Source organism: Allobacillus saliphilus, assembly GCF_018138385.1.
GTDB lineage: Bacteria > Bacillota > Bacilli > Bacillales > Alkalibacillaceae > Allobacillus > Allobacillus saliphilus.
Window position 1 is genome coordinate 17,974 of record NZ_JAGSIE010000015.1, and the last position, 23,207, is coordinate 41,180.

A 23,207-nucleotide genomic window follows, 5' to 3' on the forward strand; every position below is an offset into this window, starting at 1 on the left:
AGGAAGAACACAAATGCCAAAAGAACAACAGAGAAATGAAAAGAAGTTTTTTTCTCTTTCTTCAGAAGAGCGACATGAGTTAGAAGCCGAAGCCGTGAAAAGTAAAGAAAAAAAAGACGTGGCAAATCAAGTATTTGATAACTTAGATAAGAAAATGACGAGAAAATAATTTTTGAATAGATATACAAATCCCCAGCTCTCTCACTAAGCTGGGGACTTCATTATTCACTAAACTCCATTTTTTGAACAAACTGATCAATAATCCACGGGAAAGAACCATCACCCATGGCGCCAAAAAGCTGGGAGTCAATTGCATACATATTGTTTCCGTCTTCAACAATCGTTACATATCTCGTTAAATCTTCGTTTATATACATCGCGTGATAAGAAGACATGCCGATTTGTTCGTGTATATTTTGTTCTTCGAATCCTTGATTCAAAATGATCTGTTCGCGCTCTTCAACTACTTGATCAACCGTCATACCTTCAAACTTTTCTACACGGATAAACGCATTTTCAAATTGGATTTCTCCTGTTTCTGCAAAATCAGGGTAGAAGTAATCAATCGATTTTGCGTCTTCTTCTTTATTTTGATGAATCATCGGTTGATGAACATAAGAAGAATAACCTAACTCTTCATTGACAATCAATCGCATAGTAATTTGCTCTTCCATACCTTCTGGATATACCGTTTCTGTAATCGTATTTTCTCTTTCTTGGTAGGGTTGAATCTCGGTTGTTTCATCAGCATTATCTTCGGTATTTTGTTCATCTTTTGCAGTATCCGTTTCTTCAGATTTATTTGGTGTATCATCGTTTGATTGCTCTTCTTCATTCGGTTTAGACGTTTCGTTATCGCCTTCATTTGCGGTTTCCTTATCTTCGTCCTGATCACCTGGCGTACTTGTTTGTTGAGGTTCATTGTCACTCGCTTCATCGGAGAAAAACAAAGAGCTAAAAAAGATGCCTCCAGCAAGTAAAGCGACAATTGAAGCGGCGATGACAGGAAGAAGTGTTCGGTTTTTTCGGCGGTCGTTTTCTTGCATAACCGCTTGGAAAATCTCGTTTGTAGAAGTTTTACTTTCTGCTTGTTTATATTTATCGTCCAACCGCTCCATACGTTTTTCAAAGAAATCATCCTTCATAAATGAAACCTCCTTCCTTTAACGCATTTTTGAGCCTTTCCTTACCTCTTTTTAAGTGCGTTTTGATTGTTGCTTCCTTTGTTTTCGTAATCGCTGCTATTTCGGTAATCGACTGATCGTGAAAATAAAACAAGACGATTGGAATACGGTATTTATCTTCCATTTGTAAAATTGTGCTGTGTAAAATTCGTTCATCCTCAGTGAGGCTATGGTTTTCTAAATATGATTCAGTCAATGGTTCATGCGTTAATTTTTTGTGTTTCTCCAATTCGCGCTTTTGTTTTTTAAAGAGGTCTTTCGAGACATTCAGTGTGATGCTATAAAGCCACGTCGTAAACTTTCCGCGAGAGTATTTGTTTAAAAATCGATATACTTTAATGAAAACATCTTGAGTAACATCCGCCAGGTCGTTCTCTTGCACGCCAATTTGCCTAGCGAATCGTTCTACTGTTTTGTAATAAGCTTCGATTAACTCGCGGAACGCTAACTCATTTCCTTCTAATGCCTGGCGAATCAATCTTTTCTCCTGAATCTCTGTCACATTCTGTCCCCCTCTCGCTTATAAGACTTTCATCACTAACAATAAGTTTCATTTTCATTTCAGGATGGTCTTTTACCCAATAATAAAAAAAGTGCCGACAGCTGTCAGCACTTTCGATGTTTAGCGAGTGAATTTTCGTTGATTTTTAGATGTTCTGCCGCGACCTTGTCCGCCGCCACTGCCACCACGGTTACTACCACCGCGTCGGTCATTACGTCCTTGGTTCCCTTTACCACGGCCGCCACCACGATTTCCTCGGTAGCTATTTTTGCGATTACCACCGTAAGACTTCTTCGCACGGATCGGTTCTACTGCGGTTAATTTAACCGGTGCTTGATTTGGTTCTTTCGTTAGTAGTTTAATCGCTGCTGCGACGACGTCCACTGCATCTTCTTTAGATAAGATTTCTTCAGCGGAACGATGATATTTTTTGCTTTCATCTGTCCAAATCGTTTGCAGGAGATCTTCTACTGCTGTTTCTTGAAGTCCTTCTACGACGTCAGAATAAGATGGAACTGCTTTTTCCTCAATTTTACGCTTAATCAATTTTTCGATGGAACGTAAATGATCAATCTCTCTCGGTGTTGCAAAAGAGTAGGCTTGACCTTTCTTACCTGCACGACCAGTACGACCGATTCGGTGTACATAGCTTTCTGGATCTTGAGGCAAGTCGAAGTTATACACATGTGTAACCCCGGATATATCAAGACCACGCGCTGCAACGTCGGTAGCGACAAGAATTTCTGTCGTTTGTTCTTTAAAACGAGAAATAACTTTTTCACGTTTTGACTGTTGAATGTCTCCGTGAATTCCTTCTGCAGAATAACCCCGTTTCAGTAAACCACTTGTCAATTCATCAACACGTTTTTTCGTCCGACCGAAGATGATTGCTAAATCCGGTGACTCCGTATCTAATAATCTACATAGCGCATCGAATTTTGCGTTCTCTTTTACGACGAAGTAAAACTGATCGATATGATCGACTGTGAGCTGTTTTGCTTTTACACGGATCATTTCTGGTTCATTCATGAATCTTTCTGCAAGATTCTGAATCCGTTTCGGCATCGTTGCTGAGAAGAGCAGTGTTTGGTGTTCTTGTTTAATTTCCGCTAAAATCGCTTCGATATCTTCAATGAAACCCATATTTAACATTTCATCTGCTTCATCCAATACTGCTGTACGGATGCCTTCCAAACGAATGGTTTTGCGACGAATGTGATCCAATAAGCGGCCAGGTGTTGCTGCGACTAATTGTGGACGGCGTTTCAACGCACGAATCTGTCGTTGAATATCTTGTCCTCCATAAACTGGAACAGTGTGCACATTTTTATGCTGTCCAATCCGGTTTAATTCCTCAGCCACTTGAATCGCTAACTCACGTGTTGGGGCAATGACAATTCCTTGAATAGAACGGTTGCTTGGATCAATATTTTGAATCATCGGCACCCCGAAAGCAGTCGTTTTACCCGTACCCGTTTGCGCTTGTCCGATCAAGTCTTTACCAGCTAGAGCGGTTGGGATTGCTTGCTCCTGAATTGGCGTAGCTGACTCAAATCCCATCTCGGCAAGCGACTTCAAAACACTTGCTTCAATGTTTAATTCGTTAAATGTTTTCAAACTTTTTCCTCCTATAATGTAAAATGCCTAATATCTATTATCTCCATAAAAAAATAGCACATGCTGAATTAGGCGAAAAAGTGTTACTTCCGTTTCAGCTGTAACTATCCAATCGTTGTTGTTAAGAATCTATCAGACGTCTAAGTATAACCTGGCAAGTGATGGAAAGTCAATTAAAAGGATTTGTTCGTACTTCACTGCAATCCAATCATATCGGGCACAATTTTAATCAAAATTATGGAGGGTCCTCATAATGAATTCAGTGAAAAGAAAATTGGATTGTATTATCTGTCTCAATACGCTGCTTATTGTCTTAACAATCGTTCACCACTTATTTGTATGGGATCGGCTTCGTAAAAGTAAGTAACACGGATAAGCTGTTCGCATAAGATAGTATAAGAAAAGGGAGGTCGATAAGAGTGGTTATCCATGGGAATCCTACGTATTGGACACCTGTTTTCCGGCAACAAAATTCTAATCATCAATACCCTGAAGTTCAGCCACAAGCATTTCAGACTTCGGCCTCCCAAATGGCTCGATTGATTGAGGAAGCTGGTCGTCTGACAACGTCCATTTTTGATTCAGAATCTCATGCTCGTGCAATTATGGGAGCTGCTCAGAAAAATGACCATAAAACAGTGGTTTCTTTATTGGATCAATCACTCGACTTTTCTGTTAGCTCGGTGACTTACACGCCGACTGGCTTAAAAGTACAGCTCAATGCCAAAGAAGAAATGGAACGAGGAAGCCTGACGCTACAGTATATATGGGAATAGCAAGAAAAAATCTCGCTGAAGATGACAGAGCGAGATTTTTTTGTGAGCAGAAATTCAGCCATAAATAAGGTATGATAGGAAGTAGGATAATTTTACATACTAAGGGGGATATTATGAAACAAATTTATTTGGTTGATGGTGCACGCACGGCTTTTGGAACATTTGGTGGTTCATTGAAATCCGAACAGGCGGACGACCTAGGTGCTGTTACGGCAAAGGAAGCGTTGAAGCGGTCAAAAGTAAAAGAAGAGCATATCGATCATATTGTTTATGGAAACGTTATTCACTCCCACACGAATGCGGCTTATTTGGCAAGGCACATTGGCTTGAAAGCAGGAATCCCACAAGAGGTACCAGCACTAACGTTAAATCGCTTGTGCGGATCAGGGGCTCAGTCGATTATCTCGGCAGCTCAATCGTTAATGGTCGGTGATGGAGAAATTGCCCTAGCTGGCGGAGCGGAAAATATGTCAATGGCCCCTTTTGCGAATTTCGAACAACGATTTGGTGGCAAAAAAATGGGGACGTTGAAATTCGAAGACATGTTGATGAGTACGTTAACAGATGAGTATGCTGGAAGCGGCATGGGTTTGACAGCTGAAAAGCTTGCAGAGCAGTATGAAATCTCTCGCGAAGAACAAGATGCTTTTGCACTTGAAAGTCAGCAAAGAGCCGATGCAGCGAGAGATTCAGGGCGCTTTTCTGAAGAAATCGTTCCTTATGAAGTAAAAACGAGAAAAGGATCGATTATTTTTGAACAAGATGAACATATCAAAGCGGATGCAACGGCAGAGAGAATGGCTCAGCTTAGAACATCCTTTAAAAAAGACGGCACAGTAACAGCTGGTAACGCAAGTGGTATCAATGATGGAGCAGCTTCTGTCATCGTTGCAACTGAATCAGCTGTAGAGAATCATCAATTACAGCCAATGGCAAAAATCGTTTCGTGGGGTATTGCAGGGGTGGACCCAACCGTTATGGGAATCGGACCAGTACCTGCAATCAAGCAAGCGTTGAAGCGTGCCGATATGAGTCTGGAGGATATGGATTTAATTGAAGTGAACGAAGCGTTTGCTGCTCAATATTTAGCTGTCGAAAAAGAACTCGGATTGGATCGCATAAAAACCAATGTGAATGGTGGAGCGATTGCACTCGGGCATCCGGTAGGTGTGAGTGGAACACGATTAGTGTTGAGCTTGGCATATGAATTAAAGAGACAAAACAAGCGTTATGGCGTTGCTAGTTTATGTATCGGCGGTGGTCAAGGAATTGCAGTCGTTATTGAGAATGTTCAATAAGAAAGATATCTAAAGCTTTTAATGAAGGAGAGTTCATGTGAAGATTTTGAAGCCCGTTCTCTTCCTGCTCACATCTGTCATGCTCGTTGCTTGCCAATCGGAAACGGAAGTGGACTTTTCCGATCAACAGTTGGAAGAAGCAATCCGAGCTGAAGTAGATCAACAGGAAGATGAATTATATTTATCGGACGTACGTGATTTAAAAACGTTAGATCTGTCTGAAGAAGCAATTGAAGATTTAGAAGGCATTGAAGCGCTTGAATCAATCGAAGAAATCAATTTAACCGATAATGAGATTACCAATGTTGAGCCGTTAACAACGTTGCCGGAATTGAAAGAAGTTAATTTGACCGGTAATCCATTGGAAGAAGAAGCAATCACAAAATTGGAAGAGAAAGGTATTAAAGTAACTTTCGAAATAGAACAAGTCGGTTTGCTTGATGGACCGGGAGGATTTCTATGGAAGGTCGAGAATGGTGACACTACAGTTTACCTTCAGGGGACGGTCCATTTAGGTGATTCGGACCTCTTCCCGATGCATGAAAAAATCGAACAAGCTTATGTGGATTCTGATGTTGTTGTTCCTGAAATTGATTTATTCAATTTAGACATGGCTGAAATGAACCAGTTACAGATGGAGTTGGGGACATTTCAAGATGGCACAACGCTCGAAGACCATCTTCCTGAAGACACCTACAGGGAAGTAAAAGCATTTTTCGAAGGCAAAGGTTTTCCGATGGCTGTTATCGATACGTACAAACCATGGCTTGTCTCTACTATGGTCTCTCAATTGATGGTGCAAGAACTTGGGTTTACAGAAGGAGTCGATATGTACTTCCTATCAAAAGCGCAAGCAGATGATAAAGAAGTTATTGCTTTAGAAACAGCGAGAGACCAACTTGGAATTTTTGCAGACTTATCGATGGATTACCAAGTGCAACTGTTAGAAGAGTCATTGATTGATATTGACACATATGAAAAAGATTTGCGACAGTTAATCGACATATACAAAACTGGGAACGTCGATGAATTATTGGATGTTTTATTTGAAACAGACGCTGCTATGAGTGTAGAAGAAGAAGCTTATATGGAAGCATTGAACGATAACCGAAACTATGGAATGGCAGAAGAAATCACGAAATTCCTTGAGTCTGGAGAGGACCAAACATACTTTGTCATCGTCGGGAGCTTACATTTAATACTAGAGCCTCATGTCGTCTCCATTTTGGAAGATGAAGGTTATGAGGTAGAACATATTCATTAAAAACAGCCGGAGGGAATAAGATGATTCAACTGACTTATTCAGGTGATGAACAACAAATTTTGAAGGAACGCAAAGATTCTCTACAACAAATCCATGCGAATTTATATGATAAAAAAGGTGAAGGATCGGAATTTCTCGGTTGGTTGGATTGGCCAAGTCGAATGAGCGAGCAGTTCTTAAAAAGAATGAACGAAACAGCTGAAACTATTCGTAAACAAGCGGATGTGTTAGTCGTTATCGGTATTGGTGGTTCTTATTTAGGGGCAAAGGCAGTGATCGAAGCTTTGTCTCCTCATTTTTCCAATGACAATGATTTTGAAGTTCTTTTTGCGGGTCATCAGGTAAGCGGTGCGTACGTAAAAGAACTTTTGGCATACATTGATGATAAAGAAGTCGCTGTTAATGTCATCTCGAAATCAGGTACGACGACAGAGCCGGCGATTGCCTTTCGTTTTCTTCAGCAGTATATGGAAGAGCGTTATGGTGATGAAGCAGCTTCGCGAATTTATGTCACAACGGATGAGAACAAGGGCGCATTGCTCGAAGTTGCGAAAGAAAAAGGCTATGACCGTTTTGTCGTTCCAGACGATATCGGTGGACGGTATTCCGTATTTACAGCAGTTGGCTTATTGCCAATTGCCAGTGCAGGATTTTCAATCGATGAGCTGATTGCTGGTGCGAAGGAAGCGGAAGAAGCATACAAGTCGTTTGATTTGAAACAAAACTCAGCAATCCGCTATGCAGCAATCCGTCATGCTCTTTACCAAGAAGGATTCAAGACGGAAGTACAAGCAACCTTTGAACCAAAAATGAATTATGTCCAAGAATGGTGGAAGCAACTATTCGGCGAGAGTGAAGGCAAGCAAGGGAAGGGTATTTTTCCTGCATCTGTTACTTATACGACAGATTTGCATTCGCTTGGGCAATATATTCAAGACGGAGAAAGAAATCTCTTTGAGTCCTTTATCGTATTCGATGAAGTCGAGCAAGATATGACGATTGTTGAGAAAGACAATGACGCAGATCAGCTCAATTACTTAGCAGGACGCAGCTTACATGAGTTTAATGAAAAAGCTTATCAAGGTGTTTCTGAAACACATCTAGCTGGAGACGTTCCGCAAATTGGCTTACGCGTGAAAAAATTAGATGCCCACCACATCGGCCATTTACTTTATTTTTACATGCTCGCGTGTGCGTATTCCGGTTATTTATTGAATGTTAATCCGTTTGATCAACCGGGCGTTGAAGATTATAAAACGAAAATTTTTGAATTGCTCGGGAAGCCAGGGTACGCGTAAACAACTTGATAAATGAGAAGATTTTTTAAAAAAGAGTCCATTCCTTTCTAGGGACGGGCTCTTTTATGGTAAAATGAAGAAGTTATTTGAAATTTTATTTAAAGGAAGTCGCTTATGTCAGAAGAAAATATAACGCGAATCGATTTGGACGGAAAAGAGATCATCCTCATCGGTACTGCACACGTATCGAAACAAAGTGCCTTACAAGTTAAAGAAGTAATCGAAGCAGAGCAGCCGGATTCTGTTTGTGTCGAGTTAGACGAACAACGCTATGAATCCGTGAAGGATAAAAACAAATGGGAAAACATGGACATTTTTAAAGTCGTCAAGGAAAAGAAAGCGACGTTACTATTAATGAACATGATGATTTCATCATTTCAAAATCGAGTTGCCAAGCAATTTGGAATTCAACCAGGACAGGAAATGATCCAAGGGATAGAATCCGCCAGTGAGATCGGTGCTGAGCTTGTACTTGCCGATCGAAATATTCAAACGACCTTTTCACGCATTTGGCGCAATATTGGTCTTTCAGGACGCGCCAAGTTAATGATGAGTATCTTTTACAGTATATTTAATAAAGAAGAGATCTCCGAAGAAGAGTTAGAAAAAATGAAATCCCAAGACATGTTGAATACTGTCATGGAAGAGTTTACGAGAGAGTTTCCGCGATTGAAGAAGCCATTAATTGATGAACGGGATCAATATTTGGCTCAAAAAATCAAAAAAGCTCCTGGTGACAAGGTGGTTGCTGTGTTAGGTGCAGCGCACGTTCCTGGGATTAAAAGAGAAATTTATCAAGAAAATGATTTTGAAAAACTTTCTGCTGTTCCGAAAAAGTCGAAAGTGCCTAAGATGATCGGTTGGACGATTCCAATTATTATTTTATCCGTGATTGCTTATACATTTTATATGAATCCATCAGCCGGTTGGCAGCAAACGATCAGCTGGGTGTTATGGAACGGTGGATTATCTGCTCTAGGTGCAGCGATTGCTTTAGGCCATCCGTTAACAGTAATAACAGCCTTTTTAGCAGCGCCATTCAGTTCATTGAACCCGTTGCTCGCAGCTGGGTGGTTTGCAGGGATTGTCCAGGCATTCATTCGGAAACCACACGTGTCAGATTTTGAAAGCCTTCCAGATGACGTGCTTTCCGTTAAAGGTTTCTGGGATAATAAAGTCACGCGAATTTTATTAATTGTAGTACTTACGAACATTGGAAGCTCGTTAGGCACGTTCATCGGTGGCGCTGACGTCTTACGTGTTTTCTTCGATAATTTACTTTCATAATGGTGAAATTCCTGGTGATCCATGTTGATTTCCAGGGATTTTTTATTTACTATCAGTTGATTATTCACGTAACTTTCAGTAGTATTGACAAAGGAAATACGCAAATTTGAAAAGAGGGTAAGCATGCAAAAACCATCTATTTATGGTTTGACATATAATGATCTGCAGGATTGGTTAGTTGAAAATGGAGAAAAACGCTTTCGTGCATCCCAAGTGTGGGATTGGCTATATAAAAAACGAATCAAGCGTTTTGAAGATATGAAAAATGTAAATAAAGAATGCATTGAACTGCTTGAAGAAAACTTTGAAGTGCAAGCATTGGAACAAGTTATTAAACAGGAATCTAAGGACGGCACTATTAAATTCCTCTTCGAACTCCCAGATGGAAACCATATCGAAACGGTTTTAATGCGTTTCAGCTATGGACTGTCTGTATGTGTCACGACACAAGTAGGTTGTAATATTGGCTGTTCGTTTTGTGCGAGTGGATTGCTTCGCAAAAACCGTGATCTAACGAGCGGTGAAATCGTTGAGCAAATTATGAATGTCCAGCACCATCTCGATCAACAACAAAAAGATGAGCGCGTCAGCCATATTGTTGTCATGGGAATCGGTGAGCCATTTGATAACTATGACAACACGATGAAATTCTTGAATATCGTGAACGATCAAAAAGGTTTATCAATTGGAGCGCGTCACATTACTGTTTCAACAAGTGGTTTGGCTGATAAGATCTATCAATTCGCTGATGAACAATCGCAAGTGAACTTGGCATTGTCCATTCACGCGCCAAATAATGAACTTCGCACACGGATCATGAAGATTAATAAAGCGTATCCGCTAGAAAAGTTGATGCCAGCCATCGATTACTATTTAGAAAAAACGAATCGACGCATCACGTTTGAATATATTTTATTGCATGATGTGAACGATCATCCTGAAGAAGCAAGACAGTTAGTCAAACTGTTAAAGGATAAAAAGCATTTGTCCTATGTTAACTTGATTCCTTACAATCCAGTTGAAGAGCACAACCAATACGAACGAAGCCGCAAAGAGAACATTCTTAAGTTTTATGAAATCTTACTTGAAAATGGGATTCAATGTGGTGTGCGTGTTGAACAAGGGACAGACATCGATGCCGCATGCGGCCAATTACGAAGCAAGCAAATTAAAAAAGAAAAAGCACGCAAGAAAAAAGAAACCGTGTAAGAAGAAAAACAGCCGATTGCTCGGCTGTTTTTATATTTACTAGTCATAAATACTAAAATGCAACTTGAGTTTAGAATGATCTTTGTCTCAACACATGAAAGAATCCAGAACCGAGCGGAAACGTCATCGAGAGCGCGTCTCGACACGCATATGTAGTAAAAAGTGAGTGAAAATGTCATCGAGAGTGCGTCTCGACACCCAAATGAAATAAAAATGAGTAGAATTGTCATCGAGAGTGCGTCTCGACACCCAAATGAAATATAAAATGAGTAGAATTGTCATCGAGAGTGCGTCTGGACACCCAAATGAAATAAAAATGAGTAGAATTGTCATCGAGAGGGCGTCTCGACACCCAAATGAAATAAAAATGAGTCGAATTGTCATCGAGAGTGCGTCTCGACACCCCAATGAAATAAAAAATGAGTAGAATTGTCATCGAGAGTGCGTCTCGACACCCAAATGAAATAAAAATGAGTAGAATTGTCATCGAGAAAGCGTCTCACCAAATGAACATAAAAAATCTAGGCCGAAATCAGCCCAGATTTTTTTATATGAACTCAAGGGGGAGAGAGAACATAACATTATGATTCTTTTTCGTCTAAGTCTTGCACTTTCACTTCGACATCTTTATCAACATCTTCTAAATAGTTGATGACGGCTGTTTGGTTGTCTTCGTCGACATGTTTGATATAGACACGTTCGCCGTTATATTCAACATGCTTCATATCCGGTAAATCGGAAATCTCTTGTGCACGGATTACATTCATGCATTAGCCTCCTCTAAAAGATGTTAAAGATAGCTTTCCATGATCTTAATCACTATATTCATTAATTACCCATTATTTGCGTTTCTAAAACAGCAATATTTTATTATGTATCACTTTTAAACATTAAAGTAAAAGTGAGTTCGGAGTATATGGCAGAATGGTGACGAAAATGGAACAAATGCTACGTATGTGAGCAATAAGATTGTAATAATGGCCAAATTTGGTATGATATAATTAGAAACAAAAATATATAAAGCTTAAGGAAGAAAGGGGTTTGATGATAATGACAACATCATTAATCATTGTATCGCTCTCAGTATTTTCCACACTATTTGTGTTGTACGCGGTGGACAGCTTGGTGACACAAGTAAGAAATCGCAGAAATGATACCAATGCAACACTTCCAATAGATCAAGCACCTCAAAATTTAGATATGAAACTAGGGCATCGATAAATATAAAGATAATATAGAGAACTGGACTGATACAAAATCAGTCCAGTTCTTTTAGTTAATAGATTAACTCATTAGCAATCATCCGCTTTATGGTGGTGTAAAGGAGGTGGGACAAGCCATCCTTTTTCTTTGGTCAAACGGAGAACCTTTGCACCGAGTTGTGCCTTTTGCGTATGGAATTGTCCAAATAGCATAGCGATATCTTCTCGAATTGACTGACCCATGATCGTACTGCAGGCTACTAACCCAGCAGCAATGTTTGTTGATAAAGCAGTTGCAATTTCTGGGTCAAGAAAGCGTGCTCCAGTAGGAATATCATTTAACGAAGCTTTTGGACGCTCAGGCGGGGTTGGAGGCAGTCCGATTCCATTTTCCTTTAATAAAGCTTCAATTTCTTTACTTTCACGCTGCCCTGCCTCTATTGCTTCCTCCAATATCTTTTTTAGGTCTGCATCACCAGCATGATTTAATTGAGTCTGATATCCCGCAATTAACCCCTTAGATACTGAAAGAAATGACCAAACAGCGAAAACTTCACCATAATGCATCGGTTCATTTGTTGGATTACCACTTAAAATTCCCATAAACACACTCCTTAATTTACTGAGATCCATGTACCTTTCTCCTAACTGAAAAAGAAATACGGTTATATTATTTGGATAAACATAAAAACTATTCGAAAGATATTTGAGCATAAAAAAGGACGAAGAATTTTTTCTTCGCCCTTAATACGTAAGTTTATGAACGTAACCATTTCCAAATTTCAGGTAATGTAGCGTTTTTACCGTAAATTAAGATACCAATTCTAAAGATCTTACCGGCTAACTTCATGAGTAACCAAATCGATACGATTAAGATGACAATACTGATAAGAATTTGCAACCATGGCCATTCGTCCAAGATGGATAATCGAAGGATCATGATTCCTGGTGATGTGAATGGTACATAGGATAGAACTTGAGATAATGTACTCTCTGGATTTGAAATGACTGGTCCCATGAAAATGAATGGCAACCAAGGGATCATGAAAACAAATCCTTGGAAGTTGCTTCCGCTCGATGAGTCTTCTAATGTTGCGCCCAGTCCGACAAATATCGATGCAAACATCAAGTAACCTAATACAGCGATAAGTAGGAATAGCAATGTTTCAGGAACAAGTAAGTATTGGATAATCGGGTAATCGACTAAAGCTAGCGCAACTGGTAACGCCATGCCGATCCAAACGGTCACTTGTAAAATTCCTAGAACGAAATAACCGATAATCTTACCTTGCATCAACTCGCCAGCCGTAACGGAAGATAAAATGATCTCCGCGACTTTTTCTTTCTTTTCCTCTGAAGCGCTTTGGAAAACCATCATACCGGTAATGGCGATGGAGAAGAGGACAAGTCCAGCAAAGACACCTGGAACAAATTTTTCTAAAAAGGCTTCCACCCCTTGTGCTTGTTCTTCCCCAACGTCATCCCCTGCTTCCATTGTCACTTCATTTTGATTGAATGAAATGGGGATCATGGCTGATTGGATCTCTGATTCGTCTAGACCTGTTCGCTCAAGCTGAACATAACGAAGAGGTTGCTCAAATAGCTGCACTTCATATTGAAAACTGTCTGGAACTTCTTCAGATGTATAATAATCCACTTTTCCACTCTCTAAAGCAGATTCATCAAGGTGGATATAAACGGATTGTGTTTCTTCTTCAAGTGTAGCAGTCATCTCAACAGATGATTGGTCAGTTAATTCGACATCCCAATGGAGGTCACCGCCTTTACTGACCATCGGTTCCAGTTGGTCCCATATGCCAATCTCGTCATTTAAGTAGACGGTTGTCTGTGCCGGTTCGCTGTCGTGGTCTTCACCTGAATCACTAAGCAATGTTGGCACGGTTGCGAAGATCGCAAAGATAATCGGTGTTAAAAACAATGATATTAAAAAAGATTTACTTTTAAGGTTTCTTTTAATTTCCCACTTGGCGACTTTCCAACTATTTCGCATCAACGACACCTGCTTCCTGTGCCAAACTTCGATCTGTTGCGATGTCGACAAAAATTTCATGAAGCGAAATTCGATCGACAGACAACTCTTGAATATCTAATGTACTCGGTAATTGTTTAATCCAATCGCTGATTACAACATCAGAAGATAAGTATAAGATGGAAATATCATCTTTCTGTTCAACTCGCTCAACTTGATCGATTTTTTCTAGCATAGAGCGATCATTATCTCCATGAATTGTACACTTAAAGTTAGCATACTGTTCTTTCACTTCGTCCATAGAACCGTAAATGACCTTTTGACCGCGGTGAATTAAAAACAGACGATCGCACATTTCTTCTACTAAGTTCATTTGGTGAGAACTTAGTAAGATGGCGGTCCCTTTTTTGGCAAGGTCTTTGATTTCTTGTTTGAACACTTCTTGACTGACAGGGTCCAACCCGGAGAACGGTTCATCTAAAATCAATAACTCCGGTTCATGAATAACAGATCCGATAAACTGAACTTTTTGTCCCATCCCTTTGGAAAGTTCATCGACAGAAACATTCTCTTTTCCTTCAAGGTCAAATTTTTTCAAATACTCAAGCGCACGTTCTTTCGCCCGGTCCAGCGGATAATCCTTCAACTCTGCAAAATACAGAAGGATATCCATCACCTTTACTTTTTTATAAAGTCCACGCTCTTCGGGTAAATAGCCGATTTTGTGTCTCGGCACCCCTTCTTCAGCATGGTTATGGAATGTGACACTACCTTCATCAGGCAATAAAATTCCCATAATACTACGGATTGTCGTTGACTTACCAGCTCCGTTTGGCCCAAGAATGGCCATGATTTCGCCTTTATGTACATCAAAGTCGATATTCTTCACGACACGAGTATCCTTGAACGACTTACCAAGCCCTTTTACACTTAATACTTCATTCATACACTTTCCCTCCTCCAACACTATTTCTAAAAATCTTTATGTTATGAATGTATGTCTCTAAATAAATATTGTATCAAAGAATACGAATCTTTAGGTAATTTTTATGGAATAATTATTTTTATGTAAATACACTAGGTTTTTGACAAAAAAATCTCCTCTGAACCTTCAGAGGAGACCATAGATTATTGCTTTGTTTGCTGAAAGGCATTTTCGATACTCGTTTCCGAAGTGGGTTGTATATTCGCGAACATTGATCGTTTCATCAACCGGAGAGCGTTATCATTGTCTTCGTCAGTTTCTGAAGCGGTACAATCACTTGGTACCCATAAATTGTATTCACGCATGTAAGCATCATCTGCTGTAAACAGTACACAGATATCTCCAGCAACCCCTGTTAAAATTAAGTTCTTGACGCCTAAATGGCTGAGCAGAATATCTAGCTGGGTACTATAAAAACCGCTGTGTTTTGGTTTGATGATGAAAAAGTCATCTTTTTCAGGAAGAACTTGCTCAACGACTTCTTGTCCACGTTCATTTCTGCATACTTCAATGACATTTTCAACGCTTTCTTGCCATAAACCAAAATTATCGTTTACATAAATGACAGGTAAACCTGACTCTTTAGCCTGCCTTTTTAAATTGATGATGGAATCTACAATCGGTTTCGTGTTTTCAAGTAGATCCTCACCACCTTCAAAATCCATTTTATTGATCATATCAATTAAAATTAGTGCTGTGTTGTCTTTCATAGGAACTCTCCTTCAAGCTTACGCGTCTAGTTTAGGTGGCCCAGGTGGCAGATGGCGTTTATGCTCTGAAGATTTGTGTAGCCTCATAAGTGTTTTTTCATCTTCGGGTGGAATTTCCTCACCACGAAGATATTTATCAATGGCAGCATAGGAAATGCCCATTTCCTTTTCATCCGTCTGTCCTTCCCACAAGTCTGCGCTTGGAGCTTTATCTAGGATACGATCAGGTACACCCAAGTATTTTGCCATTTCTTTCACTTGTTCTTTTCTGTAATTAACGAGTGGATTGACATCGACACCTTCATCACCATATTTCGTGAAATAACCGGTAAAGAGCTCCGAAGCGTTTCCGGTACCGATGACTAGATATTGATTATTTTGAGCAATCGCATATAAAGTAGACATACGTAATCTCGCTTGGAAATTCGCACCGACCAATTGAGCGGAATCTTTATTCCACTGGTCACCAAGTGCTTTTTCAATTTGACCGAAACCTTCTTTAAAAGTATCCGTCAGTTCAATACCAATATGATTAATTTGTGAGTCCCTCGCGACGAGTAGTGCGTCTTTTTCTGCCTCAACAGAATTGTGGATTGGTAATAGCACGCCTAGAGCGTTGTCGCCGAAAGCACGTTTCATGAGGTAAGCGACAACAGTGGAATCAAGTCCACCACTTAGCCCAACGACACCACCTTTTGCACCGGCTTGGTCTTTATATTCTTGTAACCAATGAACAATATGCTGTACATGTTTTTCTGTATCCATGAAAAATCACCTCTTGAAAAACATTATATACATAAGCATTCCTTCATTGGAAGTAAACTAAACGCGAGAGGTTCAAGTATTTTGTTATCACTTTAGATAAAGTGGTTTACGTGAGAAATAGGAGCATGGCTTATGATGGAGTGTTGATTTTCGAAAGATTTGCAAGCGAACCGGTAAGTTCAATTGGTTGATTTTTAAAGGGATTTCTTAAATAATGTTTAGAGAAATGATTGAACGAAAATGAAGACGGAGGTATAAATAGATGAGAGTTGATATTTACTCAGATATGGTCTGTCCTTTTTGTTATATAGGAAAAGTGCGTTTTGAAACGGCGTTGAAGAAATTTTCTGGTCAATCGGATGTTAAAGTATCTTATCGAAGTTTCCAATTGGATCCGAACAGCCCGAAAGAAACAGACTTGAGCCTTGATGAGGCTTTGGCTAAGAAATATCAAATGTCCGTTGAAAAAGCGAGAGAGATGAATGCCTCGATTAGCGAACAAGCAAGAGAAGTAGGTTTAGAATTTAATTTAGATCAAGCTCGTCCAGCGAATACGGAAAATGCTCATCGCCTTAGCCATTATGCAAAAGAGCAAGGAAAGATGGAAGCATTCGTTAACCGGACGTTGAAAGCTTACTTTACGGAAGGCAAAAATATTAACGACCAAGATGTTTTGCTGGAACTCGCAGAAGATGTGAGTCTTGATAAAGAAGAATCGTTACAAGTTTTAGAAAGCGACCGGTTTAAAAATGAAGTAATTGCAGATCAACAGACAGCTTCACAAATCGGAGCGCAAGGTGTTCCGTTTTTTGTATTTAACGATAAGTATGGCGTTTCTGGTGCACAACCGAGTGAGACATTCTTGGAAGTGTTACAAAAAGTACAGGAAGAAGAGAATCAAGAATCGAAAATTCAAGTGCTAGGATCCAAAACCGAATATTGTGATGACGATTCGTGCAATATGTAAAATGAACCGCATGGCTATGATAGCTATGCGGCTTTTGCTTTCAATTAATAAAAAAATGGAGTGAACAATCTAAGAATATTAATGAATGGATATCGACGGCGACGGAAGCGGCTGAATCTTCTCGGGTAATAGCCACCGTAACCATAGCCACCGTGTCCATAACCAGGTCCATAACCACCATAACCGCCATGTCCGTAACCAGGTCCATAGCCGCCATATCCACCGTATCCATAATTCTGTCGAGTAGCATCAAACGACTCTTCGGCTGAATCTCTCATGTCATCACCACAAGGTATAATCAACGTGACACCATCTTCATCATATTCATCTAAGATACCTTCTACCATTGAACCATCTTTTAATTGTGCGTGCATGAAATGGAGTTTGTGCTTGTTGCAGTGGTCATACATATACTTCTTATGTTGTTTTTCATCCATTTGTTTCGGCATACTACCATGATGCGCAGGCATCATTTGTTGATTGCAATCCATTCCAGGGCCCATATACTGCTGTCCTTGAACCATGCTTGGATTTCCTTGATGTCCATACATCATGCCAGGTTGATTATAATTTCCGCACATCCCTTCTGGTTGTTTTGGCTGATAAGCATCTTTATGACTCATCATAAATCCCTCCTTTAGTCTTCACCCATAAGGTATTCATTCAATAGGCAAATGTGCTTGATAGTTTTTTAGTCTGATTATAAAAAAGTGGGGAGGCTGTAGCATTATTCAATGAAAAGTCATTTTAAAGGGTTTTTGCAGTTTTTGTTGAATATAGTCATTAGAGTGTGAAATCATTTTAAAAAAAGGAGCGATAAAATGTCGATCATCACAGACTTGGGTGACAAGATTTCAATGGTTGATTTACATGACTTGTTTGTTCCAGAAAGAACAGGGAGCTATATTCTCCATGAAGACCAACCGTCGATTATCGAGACAAGTGCGAGTCCGTCAGTCCCATACTTATTAAACGGTTTGGAACAGTTGGAAATTCAGCCAGAAGAAATCCAATATATTATTGTGACACATATTCATTTGGACCATGCTGGAGGAGTCGGTGTTTTACTTGAGCACTGTCCGAATGCAACGGTCGTCGTTCATCCACGTGGTGCTAGACATATCGCTAATCCGACGAAATTGATTCAAGGAGCACGAGCGGTTTACGGTGACCAATTCGATCGATTATTTGATCCCATTAAACCTGTTCCAGAAGATCGAATCATTACAATGAAAGACAGTGAACAACTTCGACTAAGTGAAGATCGAGTGTTAACTTTTTACGATACACCAGGCCATGCAAAGCATCACTTTTCTATACATGATTCCGTTAGTAACGGTATGTTTACAGGAGATACGATCGGTGTCCGTTATGCTCAAATAGCAGATGAACATGAGTTTATTTTGCCTTCTACTTCGCCAAATCAATTTAACCCTGACGCGATGATTCAGTCGATGCAACGGATCAAAGATTTGGGTGTTTCAAGAATTTTCTTTGGCCATTATGGCGTGTCAGAGGACCCCGAAAATGTTTATCGCCAAATCAATTATTTTTTACCTATTTTTATGGACCGGGGAAGAAAGGTCGAGCAAGAATATGAAGAACAATCATCGTCTGAAAAAGCCGAGCGGCTCTATGAATTACTGATCGAATCTGCTGCTTCCCATTTAGTTGATCGTAAAGTGAGTGATGATCACCCTGTTTATCAATTGTTAGAAGTTGATTTGAAAGTTTGTGCGCAAGGAATTATAGATTATTTAGAAAAAAATAAGTCTAAACAATAATTTATAAAAAATATGGATCCGTTTTAAAACCGAGATAAATGCTCGGTTTTTTTATTTTGGAAAATTTTCATTGACAAAAAGCCGACAGGAGAATAATATAGACAATATGTTAAACCCGATTAAATCAATCGGAAATGGAGGAATTTAAAATGGAAACAAAAGTACAGCCCGTTAACGAGGCTTTAGATCCAATAAAAAAAGAAGATAAACAGTTAAATCGGCCACAAACTCCTTTGATTGTAGCTGGTTTGGTTGTAACAGCAATACTGATGGTGTATTTACTGTTCACACAAGTTGCGATGCAACCAATTTTATTAATTCTCGGTTTATTACTCGGATATACGCTGTTTCATGCGCGTTTTGGTTTCACGTCCGCCTTTCGCCGCTTAGCATCAGTAGGGAACGGGCAAGCCGTTCGCGCCCATATGGTGATGCTTGCGGTAGCCGTCACGCTATTTGCACCAATACTTGCATTTGGTGTCTCTTTCTTCGGGACAGGAGCGTCAGGCTATGTTGCTCCTGTCGGTGTTAGTGTTATTTTAGGAGCATTTTTATTTGGGATTGGTATGCAGTTAGGAGGAGGCTGTGCCTCTGGTACGCTATACGCAGTTGGTGGAGGACGCACAGTCATGTTGTTTACATTACTGTTTTTCATCGTAGGATCAACAATCGGTGCGTATCATTTGCCGTTTTGGACGGATGAAACTCCATCTTTTGAACCGATCTCACTGGCGACTTCAACAGGCTTAGGCTATGGTGGTGCATGGATCGTTTCGTTAGCACTATTCGGATTAATTGCATGGATTACGTTAGTCATTGAAAGAAAAAAACAACCACCACGTATGGCTCCATTGCCAAAGACAGCTGGATGGAAACGAATTTTGCGTGGTTCATGGCCACTATTCGCAGCAGCAATCGGCTTAGCGGTTTTAAATGCTCTAACATTAATGACAAGAGGCCAACCATGGGGAATCACATCAGCATTTGCATTATGGGGTTCTAAGACAGCACAATTTCTTGGATTTGACGTTGCAAGCTGGGGGTATTGGCAAGGAGCAAATGCGGAAGTTTTACAGTCCAGCATTTTTACAGATTCAACGACCGTTTTGAATCTTGGTGTCATTTTAGGTGCTTTTCTCGCATCAGCCGCGGGTGGATTATTTAAGTTTTCCAAGTTGACGAAAGGGAATGTTGCAGCATCAATCATCGGTGGACTATTAATGGGATATGGTGCACGTCTTGCATTTGGATGTAATATCGGTGCTTATTTCGGTGGCATCGCATCGTTCAGTGTGCATGGTTATGTTTGGGGATTACTTGCACTTGCAGGAACCTTTGTCGCGCTATATTTACGGCCATTGTTCGGGCTATCCGTTCCAAAACCGAAAGATTCATTCTGTTGACGACCATAAAATAGCTACTCTTAAAAACAAGTAGTTCAGTTCTGGAATACAAAATTGAAATTTGTACCTTTAATTGAACTACTTATCTTAAAAAGAGTGCTTTTTATTTTGCCAAAAATCGTATTTTTCTCGATTAAACAGTCAGGCAATGAATGTCCTGATAAATCAACTATTATCTTAGGTAAAAGAATATTTTCATGAAACCTAAACAAATAATTGACACACTTTCAGTTACCACTGTATAATCTATTATTGCAATATAAAACATAGTAAGTTTATCGGATTAATAAGGAATGGTGGATATATGTTTTTGGAATTAAAGCAAGTAGGTAAAAGTTATGAAGATCAACAAGGACGTTTTGAAGTCTTTTCCGATATTGATTTATCTATCGAGGAGAATCAGTTTGTTTCCATTCTAGGTCCCTCGGGTTGTGGAAAGTCCACCTTGCTTTCGATGATTGCAGGATTAGAGAAGATAACGGATGGCACCATCTTGTTGGAAGGGGAAGAAATCAGCAAACCAGGTTCCGACAGAGGGATGGTTTTTCAGGAACCTTCATTGTTTCCTTGGTTGAATGTGAAGAATAATGTCCTTTATCCGATTAAGAAACAATTGCCAAAGAACGAAGCGGAAGACCGCGTCAAGCACTTTTTGAAGATGGTTCATTTAAGTAAGTTCACGGATCATTATACCTATGAATTGTCGGGTGGAATGCAACAGCGCGTTGCGATTGCCAGAGCATTGTCAATGGATCCAAAAGTGTTGCTGATGGATGAACCATTTGGCGCGTTGGATGAACAAACGCGAGATTTGATGCAAGATGAATTGACAAAGATCTGGCAAGAAACGAATAAAACGATTCTGTTCGTGACCCATAGTATTCATGAAGCCATTAAGCTTTCCGATCGCGTTATTGTCATGGGCATCCGGCCAGGTCGCATCATTGCCGATATCAACGTCGATTTGCCTAGACCAAGGAAGCGGAATAACCCGGATGTCGTTGAGTTAGAAACCCAAGTCATGGACTTACTGAAAGTAGAAATCGATAAAGTATTAAAGGAAGAAATAGACTATGAAGCTAGCAATTAAACGGACACTGTTTCTCGTTGTCGTTGTTGGGATTTGGCAGTTGGTTGTATCAATGAATATTTTCCCGGAAGTTGTTTTGCCTGGTCCGGTGAAAGTAATGCAAGCTTTATTTGACGGTTTTGCAAGTGGGAGTTTACTCGTAGCACTCGGAGCAAGTTTTAAACATCTGCTGATTGGTTTGTCGCTAGCCTTGCTTTTCGGGACAATTCTAGGAGTTATTCTCGGAAAATCCCGTCAAGCGGATGAAACGGCTGGAATGTACTTAATTGCTCTTCAAAGTATTCCAAGTATCGTTTGGGTACCTTTGTCCCTGATGTTATTTGGCTTTACAGAGTTCGCCGTCATCTTTGTTGTCGTACTAGGTGGTACATTCGTTATGGCTTTGAATGTCCGGTCGGCGATTCAAAACGTTCCACCGCAATTGGTGAAAGCTGCCCGAACAATGGGCACGAGTGGAGCAGAGTTGTTTTATCGGGTTGAGATTCCTGCGAGTATCCCGTATTACATGACCGGTGTCCGACTTGCTTGGGCCTTCAGCTGGAGAGCGTTGATGGCAGGGGAATTATTGAGCAATGGTCCAGGACTGGGGTATTCCCTACAATTTGCCTCGGATTTTGCCCGGATGGATCAAGTCATTGGCATCATCATTATCATCGGTACGATTGGGGCCGTCGTCGATCAGTTGGTATTTTCGAAATTAGAGAAAAATGTTCTCAAACGTTGGGGCTTATTAAAATCATAAAAAGGAGAGTCATCTTATGAAAAAAATAATCTTATTCGCAATGGTCGTATTGTTAGGTGCGTTCATGGCAGCTTGCGGTAGTTCCAATGCGGAAGAAGGTTCAAATAGTGAAGAAGTAACAATCGGTTACTTTCCAAATATTAATCACGTTGCAGGCATGGTTGCAGAGGAAAAAGAACTATATTCAGAGTCATTACCAGACGGCACAACTGTTAACTATCAGTATTTCCCGGATGGTTCAGCGTTCATGACAGCGCTTGAAACCGGAGATATTGAAGCAGGTATTGTCGGACCCGGTCCTGCAATGAACCACTACACAAGTGGTGCTGAAGTAAGTGTTGTCGCAGCAGGTTCGGCTGGTGGAACGGTCATTATGGCAAGAAAAGATGCAGGCATTGAGTCACCTGAAGATCTTGCCGGAAAAAACTTCATTTCACCACGTGTAGGTTGCACACATGATGTTCAATTCGAAACGCAAATGAAAGAAGACTTTGGCATGACAACGGATCGTGTGAATGGTGAAATCAAACACGTTACAGGTAAACCAGCGACTTACTCCAATATGTTTGCGACAGGAAATGTCGATGTCGCGACGGTTCCAGAGCCGTGGGCGTCATTCATTGAAGAGGAAGGAACAGGTGAAGTGTTGATCGATACACCGGAAGTCGCCTATGGTCAGACATTACCGGCTGCTGTGTTTGTTACTTCGAATGAGTTGATTGAAAATGATCCCGAGCTGGTTCAAAATATCGTTGACGCACACAAGAACGCAACAGAATTTATTCAAAACAATCCAGATGAGGCCAAGACAATCGCGATTGAAAAAATCAAAGACATTACCGACCAAGAACTTTCCTCAGAGGTCATCGATCGAGCTTGGGAAAGAATTGATTTCACCTATGAAGTTGACGCAGAAGTGTTGCAGGAGTTCGCAAACTCTTCTTACGACTTAGGTTTCTTGGATGAACAGCCTGATTTATCAGGATTAGTCGATAAACAATTTATTGAATAAGATGATTGATAGCCACTCGGTTCATCGGGTGGCTTTTCGTTTTCAATAAACGTATAAAGTTTTCAAGAAAGTTATGGTAATATAAAAAATTCGTTGCATCTGAATAGAAAGAAGAATCTGCT

Annotated in this window: 23 protein-coding genes; 13 read left to right on the forward strand and 10 right to left on the reverse strand. The window is 40.2% G+C overall.

What is annotated here, in order from left to right; genetic code table 11:
• The first annotated feature begins 13 nt into the window (after positions 1–13).
• Positions 14–169 carry a hypothetical protein gene (locus KC820_RS05785; RefSeq protein ID WP_212369117.1) on the forward strand — a complete coding sequence of 52 codons (156 nt, stop codon included), beginning with the start codon at positions 14–16 and terminating at the stop codon, positions 167–169.
• A gap of 52 nt (positions 170–221) precedes the next feature.
• Here the strand turns inward: KC820_RS05785 and KC820_RS05790 are convergent, their stop codons facing one another.
• The 3 genes from KC820_RS05790 to cshA form a co-directional block, all read right to left on the reverse strand.
• Positions 222–1,145: a hypothetical protein gene (locus KC820_RS05790; RefSeq protein ID WP_212369119.1), complete on the reverse strand. Its 924-nt coding sequence runs from the start codon at positions 1,143–1,145 to the stop codon at positions 222–224.
• A complete protein-coding gene (locus KC820_RS05795; RefSeq protein ID WP_336511023.1) occupies positions 1,135–1,686 on the reverse strand; it encodes an RNA polymerase sigma factor in 552 nt (183 codons plus the stop codon). Before KC820_RS05795 ends, KC820_RS05790 begins: the two co-directional genes overlap by 11 nt.
• A 120-nt stretch (positions 1,687–1,806) precedes the next feature.
• Entirely contained in the window at positions 1,807–3,303 is a 1,497-nt protein-coding gene (cshA, locus tag KC820_RS05800; RefSeq protein WP_212369122.1) for a degradosome RNA helicase CshA, read from the reverse strand.
• A gap of 419 nt (positions 3,304–3,722) precedes the next feature.
• Between cshA and KC820_RS05805 the strand changes: the two genes are divergently transcribed.
• From KC820_RS05805 to rlmN, 6 genes are all read left to right on the forward strand, one after another.
• A complete protein-coding gene (locus KC820_RS05805) occupies positions 3,723–4,079 on the forward strand; it encodes a YuzC family spore coat inner layer protein (protein ID WP_144088826.1) in 357 nt (118 codons plus the stop codon).
• Between the two features lie 113 nt (positions 4,080–4,192).
• Positions 4,193–5,377 (forward strand): acetyl-CoA C-acetyltransferase, encoded by a 1,185-nt coding sequence (locus tag KC820_RS05810; RefSeq protein WP_212369125.1) that lies wholly within the window; start codon positions 4,193–4,195, stop codon positions 5,375–5,377.
• Between the two features lie 37 nt (positions 5,378–5,414).
• Positions 5,415–6,641 carry a TraB/GumN family protein gene (locus tag KC820_RS05815; RefSeq protein ID WP_212369128.1) on the forward strand — a complete coding sequence of 409 codons (1,227 nt, stop codon included), beginning with the start codon at positions 5,415–5,417 and terminating at the stop codon, positions 6,639–6,641.
• Between the two features lie 20 nt (positions 6,642–6,661).
• A complete protein-coding gene (locus tag KC820_RS05820; RefSeq protein WP_212369131.1) occupies positions 6,662–7,939 on the forward strand; it encodes a glucose-6-phosphate isomerase in 1,278 nt (425 codons plus the stop codon).
• Between the two features lie 114 nt (positions 7,940–8,053).
• Entirely contained in the window at positions 8,054–9,226 is a 1,173-nt protein-coding gene (locus KC820_RS05825; RefSeq protein WP_212369134.1) for a TraB/GumN family protein, read from the forward strand.
• Between the two features lie 123 nt (positions 9,227–9,349).
• A complete protein-coding gene (gene rlmN / locus KC820_RS05830) occupies positions 9,350–10,435 on the forward strand; it encodes a dual-specificity RNA methyltransferase RlmN (protein ID WP_212369137.1) in 1,086 nt (361 codons plus the stop codon).
• Between the two features lie 581 nt (positions 10,436–11,016).
• On the opposite strand, the gene KC820_RS05835 is transcribed toward rlmN, so the two are convergent.
• The 6 genes from KC820_RS05835 to nadE all read right to left on the reverse strand — a co-directional run bounded on the left by KC820_RS05835 (position 11,017) and on the right by nadE (position 16,087).
• Positions 11,017–11,202, reverse strand: coding sequence for an H-type small acid-soluble spore protein (locus KC820_RS05835; RefSeq protein WP_212369140.1), 186 nt, complete (start codon positions 11,200–11,202; stop codon positions 11,017–11,019).
• A 525-nt stretch (positions 11,203–11,727) separates the two neighbouring features.
• Positions 11,728–12,240, reverse strand: coding sequence for a DUF3231 family protein (locus KC820_RS05840; RefSeq protein ID WP_212369287.1), 513 nt, complete (start codon positions 12,238–12,240; stop codon positions 11,728–11,730).
• Between the two features lie 154 nt (positions 12,241–12,394).
• Positions 12,395–13,648 carry an ABC transporter permease gene (locus tag KC820_RS05845; RefSeq protein WP_212369143.1) on the reverse strand — a complete coding sequence of 418 codons (1,254 nt, stop codon included), beginning with the start codon at positions 13,646–13,648 and terminating at the stop codon, positions 12,395–12,397.
• Complete coding sequence (locus tag KC820_RS05850; protein ID WP_212369146.1) at positions 13,638–14,573, reverse strand: ABC transporter ATP-binding protein; 936 nt, start codon at positions 14,571–14,573, stop codon at positions 13,638–13,640. The genes KC820_RS05845 and KC820_RS05850 overlap by 11 nt, the downstream gene beginning before the upstream one ends.
• 182 nt (positions 14,574–14,755) lie before the next feature.
• Positions 14,756–15,322, reverse strand: coding sequence for a cysteine hydrolase family protein (locus KC820_RS05855; protein ID WP_212369148.1), 567 nt, complete (start codon positions 15,320–15,322; stop codon positions 14,756–14,758).
• Positions 15,323–15,340: 18 nt separating this feature from the next.
• Positions 15,341–16,087: an NAD(+) synthase gene (gene nadE / locus KC820_RS05860; protein ID WP_212369151.1), complete on the reverse strand. Its 747-nt coding sequence runs from the start codon at positions 16,085–16,087 to the stop codon at positions 15,341–15,343.
• Between the two features lie 262 nt (positions 16,088–16,349).
• On the opposite strand from nadE, the gene KC820_RS05865 reads away from it, so the two are divergent.
• On the forward strand, positions 16,350–17,054 hold the full coding sequence (locus KC820_RS05865; RefSeq protein ID WP_212369154.1) for a DsbA family oxidoreductase: 705 nt from the start codon (positions 16,350–16,352) through the stop codon (positions 17,052–17,054).
• Positions 17,055–17,098: 44 nt separating this feature from the next.
• On the opposite strand, the gene KC820_RS05870 is transcribed toward KC820_RS05865, so the two are convergent.
• Positions 17,099–17,677: a hypothetical protein gene (locus KC820_RS05870; protein WP_212369157.1), complete on the reverse strand. Its 579-nt coding sequence runs from the start codon at positions 17,675–17,677 to the stop codon at positions 17,099–17,101.
• A 198-nt stretch (positions 17,678–17,875) separates the two neighbouring features.
• On the opposite strand from KC820_RS05870, the gene KC820_RS05875 reads away from it, so the two are divergent.
• From KC820_RS05875 to KC820_RS05895, 5 genes are all read left to right on the forward strand, one after another.
• Positions 17,876–18,838: an MBL fold metallo-hydrolase gene (locus KC820_RS05875; protein WP_212369160.1), complete on the forward strand. Its 963-nt coding sequence runs from the start codon at positions 17,876–17,878 to the stop codon at positions 18,836–18,838.
• Between the two features lie 149 nt (positions 18,839–18,987).
• Positions 18,988–20,241 (forward strand): YeeE/YedE family protein, encoded by a 1,254-nt coding sequence (locus tag KC820_RS05880; protein WP_212369162.1) that lies wholly within the window; start codon positions 18,988–18,990, stop codon positions 20,239–20,241.
• Positions 20,242–20,545: 304 nt separating this feature from the next.
• The gene (locus KC820_RS05885) at positions 20,546–21,331 is read left to right on the forward strand and encodes an ABC transporter ATP-binding protein (RefSeq protein ID WP_144088841.1); all 786 of its coding nucleotides are present in this window, start codon (positions 20,546–20,548) and stop codon (positions 21,329–21,331) included.
• On the forward strand, positions 21,315–22,073 hold the full coding sequence (locus KC820_RS05890; protein ID WP_144088842.1) for an ABC transporter permease: 759 nt from the start codon (positions 21,315–21,317) through the stop codon (positions 22,071–22,073). Before KC820_RS05885 ends, KC820_RS05890 begins: the two co-directional genes overlap by 17 nt.
• A 16-nt stretch (positions 22,074–22,089) precedes the next feature.
• Positions 22,090–23,085, forward strand: coding sequence for an ABC transporter substrate-binding protein (locus KC820_RS05895; RefSeq protein ID WP_212369166.1), 996 nt, complete (start codon positions 22,090–22,092; stop codon positions 23,083–23,085).
• Positions 23,086–23,207: the final 122 nt, after the last annotated feature.

Excerpts from the sequence above, each read along its gene's own strand:
- KC820_RS05785 (WP_212369117.1), top strand. The coding sequence starts at position 14 with ATGCCAAAAGAACAACAGAGAAATGAAAAGAAGTTTTTTTCTCTTTCT.
- KC820_RS05790 (WP_212369119.1), bottom strand. The coding sequence starts at position 1,145 with ATGAAGGATGATTTCTTTGAAAAACGTATGGAGCGGTTGGACGATAAA.
- KC820_RS05810 (WP_212369125.1), top strand. The coding sequence starts at position 4,193 with ATGAAACAAATTTATTTGGTTGATGGTGCACGCACGGCTTTTGGAACA.
- KC820_RS05820 (WP_212369131.1), top strand. The coding sequence starts at position 6,662 with ATGATTCAACTGACTTATTCAGGTGATGAACAACAAATTTTGAAGGAA.
- KC820_RS05825 (WP_212369134.1), top strand. The coding sequence starts at position 8,054 with ATGTCAGAAGAAAATATAACGCGAATCGATTTGGACGGAAAAGAGATC.
- rlmN (WP_212369137.1), top strand. The coding sequence starts at position 9,350 with ATGCAAAAACCATCTATTTATGGTTTGACATATAATGATCTGCAGGAT.
- KC820_RS05835 (WP_212369140.1), bottom strand. The coding sequence starts at position 11,202 with ATGAATGTAATCCGTGCACAAGAGATTTCCGATTTACCGGATATGAAG.
- KC820_RS05840 (WP_212369287.1), bottom strand. The coding sequence starts at position 12,240 with ATGGGAATTTTAAGTGGTAATCCAACAAATGAACCGATGCATTATGGT.
- KC820_RS05845 (WP_212369143.1), bottom strand. The coding sequence starts at position 13,648 with ATGCGAAATAGTTGGAAAGTCGCCAAGTGGGAAATTAAAAGAAACCTT.
- KC820_RS05850 (WP_212369146.1), bottom strand. The coding sequence starts at position 14,573 with ATGAATGAAGTATTAAGTGTAAAAGGGCTTGGTAAGTCGTTCAAGGAT.
- KC820_RS05855 (WP_212369148.1), bottom strand. The coding sequence starts at position 15,322 with ATGAAAGACAACACAGCACTAATTTTAATTGATATGATCAATAAAATG.
- nadE (WP_212369151.1), bottom strand. The coding sequence starts at position 16,087 with ATGGATACAGAAAAACATGTACAGCATATTGTTCATTGGTTACAAGAA.
- KC820_RS05865 (WP_212369154.1), top strand. The coding sequence starts at position 16,350 with ATGAGAGTTGATATTTACTCAGATATGGTCTGTCCTTTTTGTTATATA.
- KC820_RS05870 (WP_212369157.1), bottom strand. The coding sequence starts at position 17,677 with ATGAGTCATAAAGATGCTTATCAGCCAAAACAACCAGAAGGGATGTGC.
- KC820_RS05875 (WP_212369160.1), top strand. The coding sequence starts at position 17,876 with ATGTCGATCATCACAGACTTGGGTGACAAGATTTCAATGGTTGATTTA.
- KC820_RS05880 (WP_212369162.1), top strand. The coding sequence starts at position 18,988 with ATGGAAACAAAAGTACAGCCCGTTAACGAGGCTTTAGATCCAATAAAA.
- KC820_RS05885 (WP_144088841.1), top strand. The coding sequence starts at position 20,546 with ATGTTTTTGGAATTAAAGCAAGTAGGTAAAAGTTATGAAGATCAACAA.
- KC820_RS05890 (WP_144088842.1), top strand. The coding sequence starts at position 21,315 with ATGAAGCTAGCAATTAAACGGACACTGTTTCTCGTTGTCGTTGTTGGG.
- KC820_RS05895 (WP_212369166.1), top strand. The coding sequence starts at position 22,090 with ATGAAAAAAATAATCTTATTCGCAATGGTCGTATTGTTAGGTGCGTTC.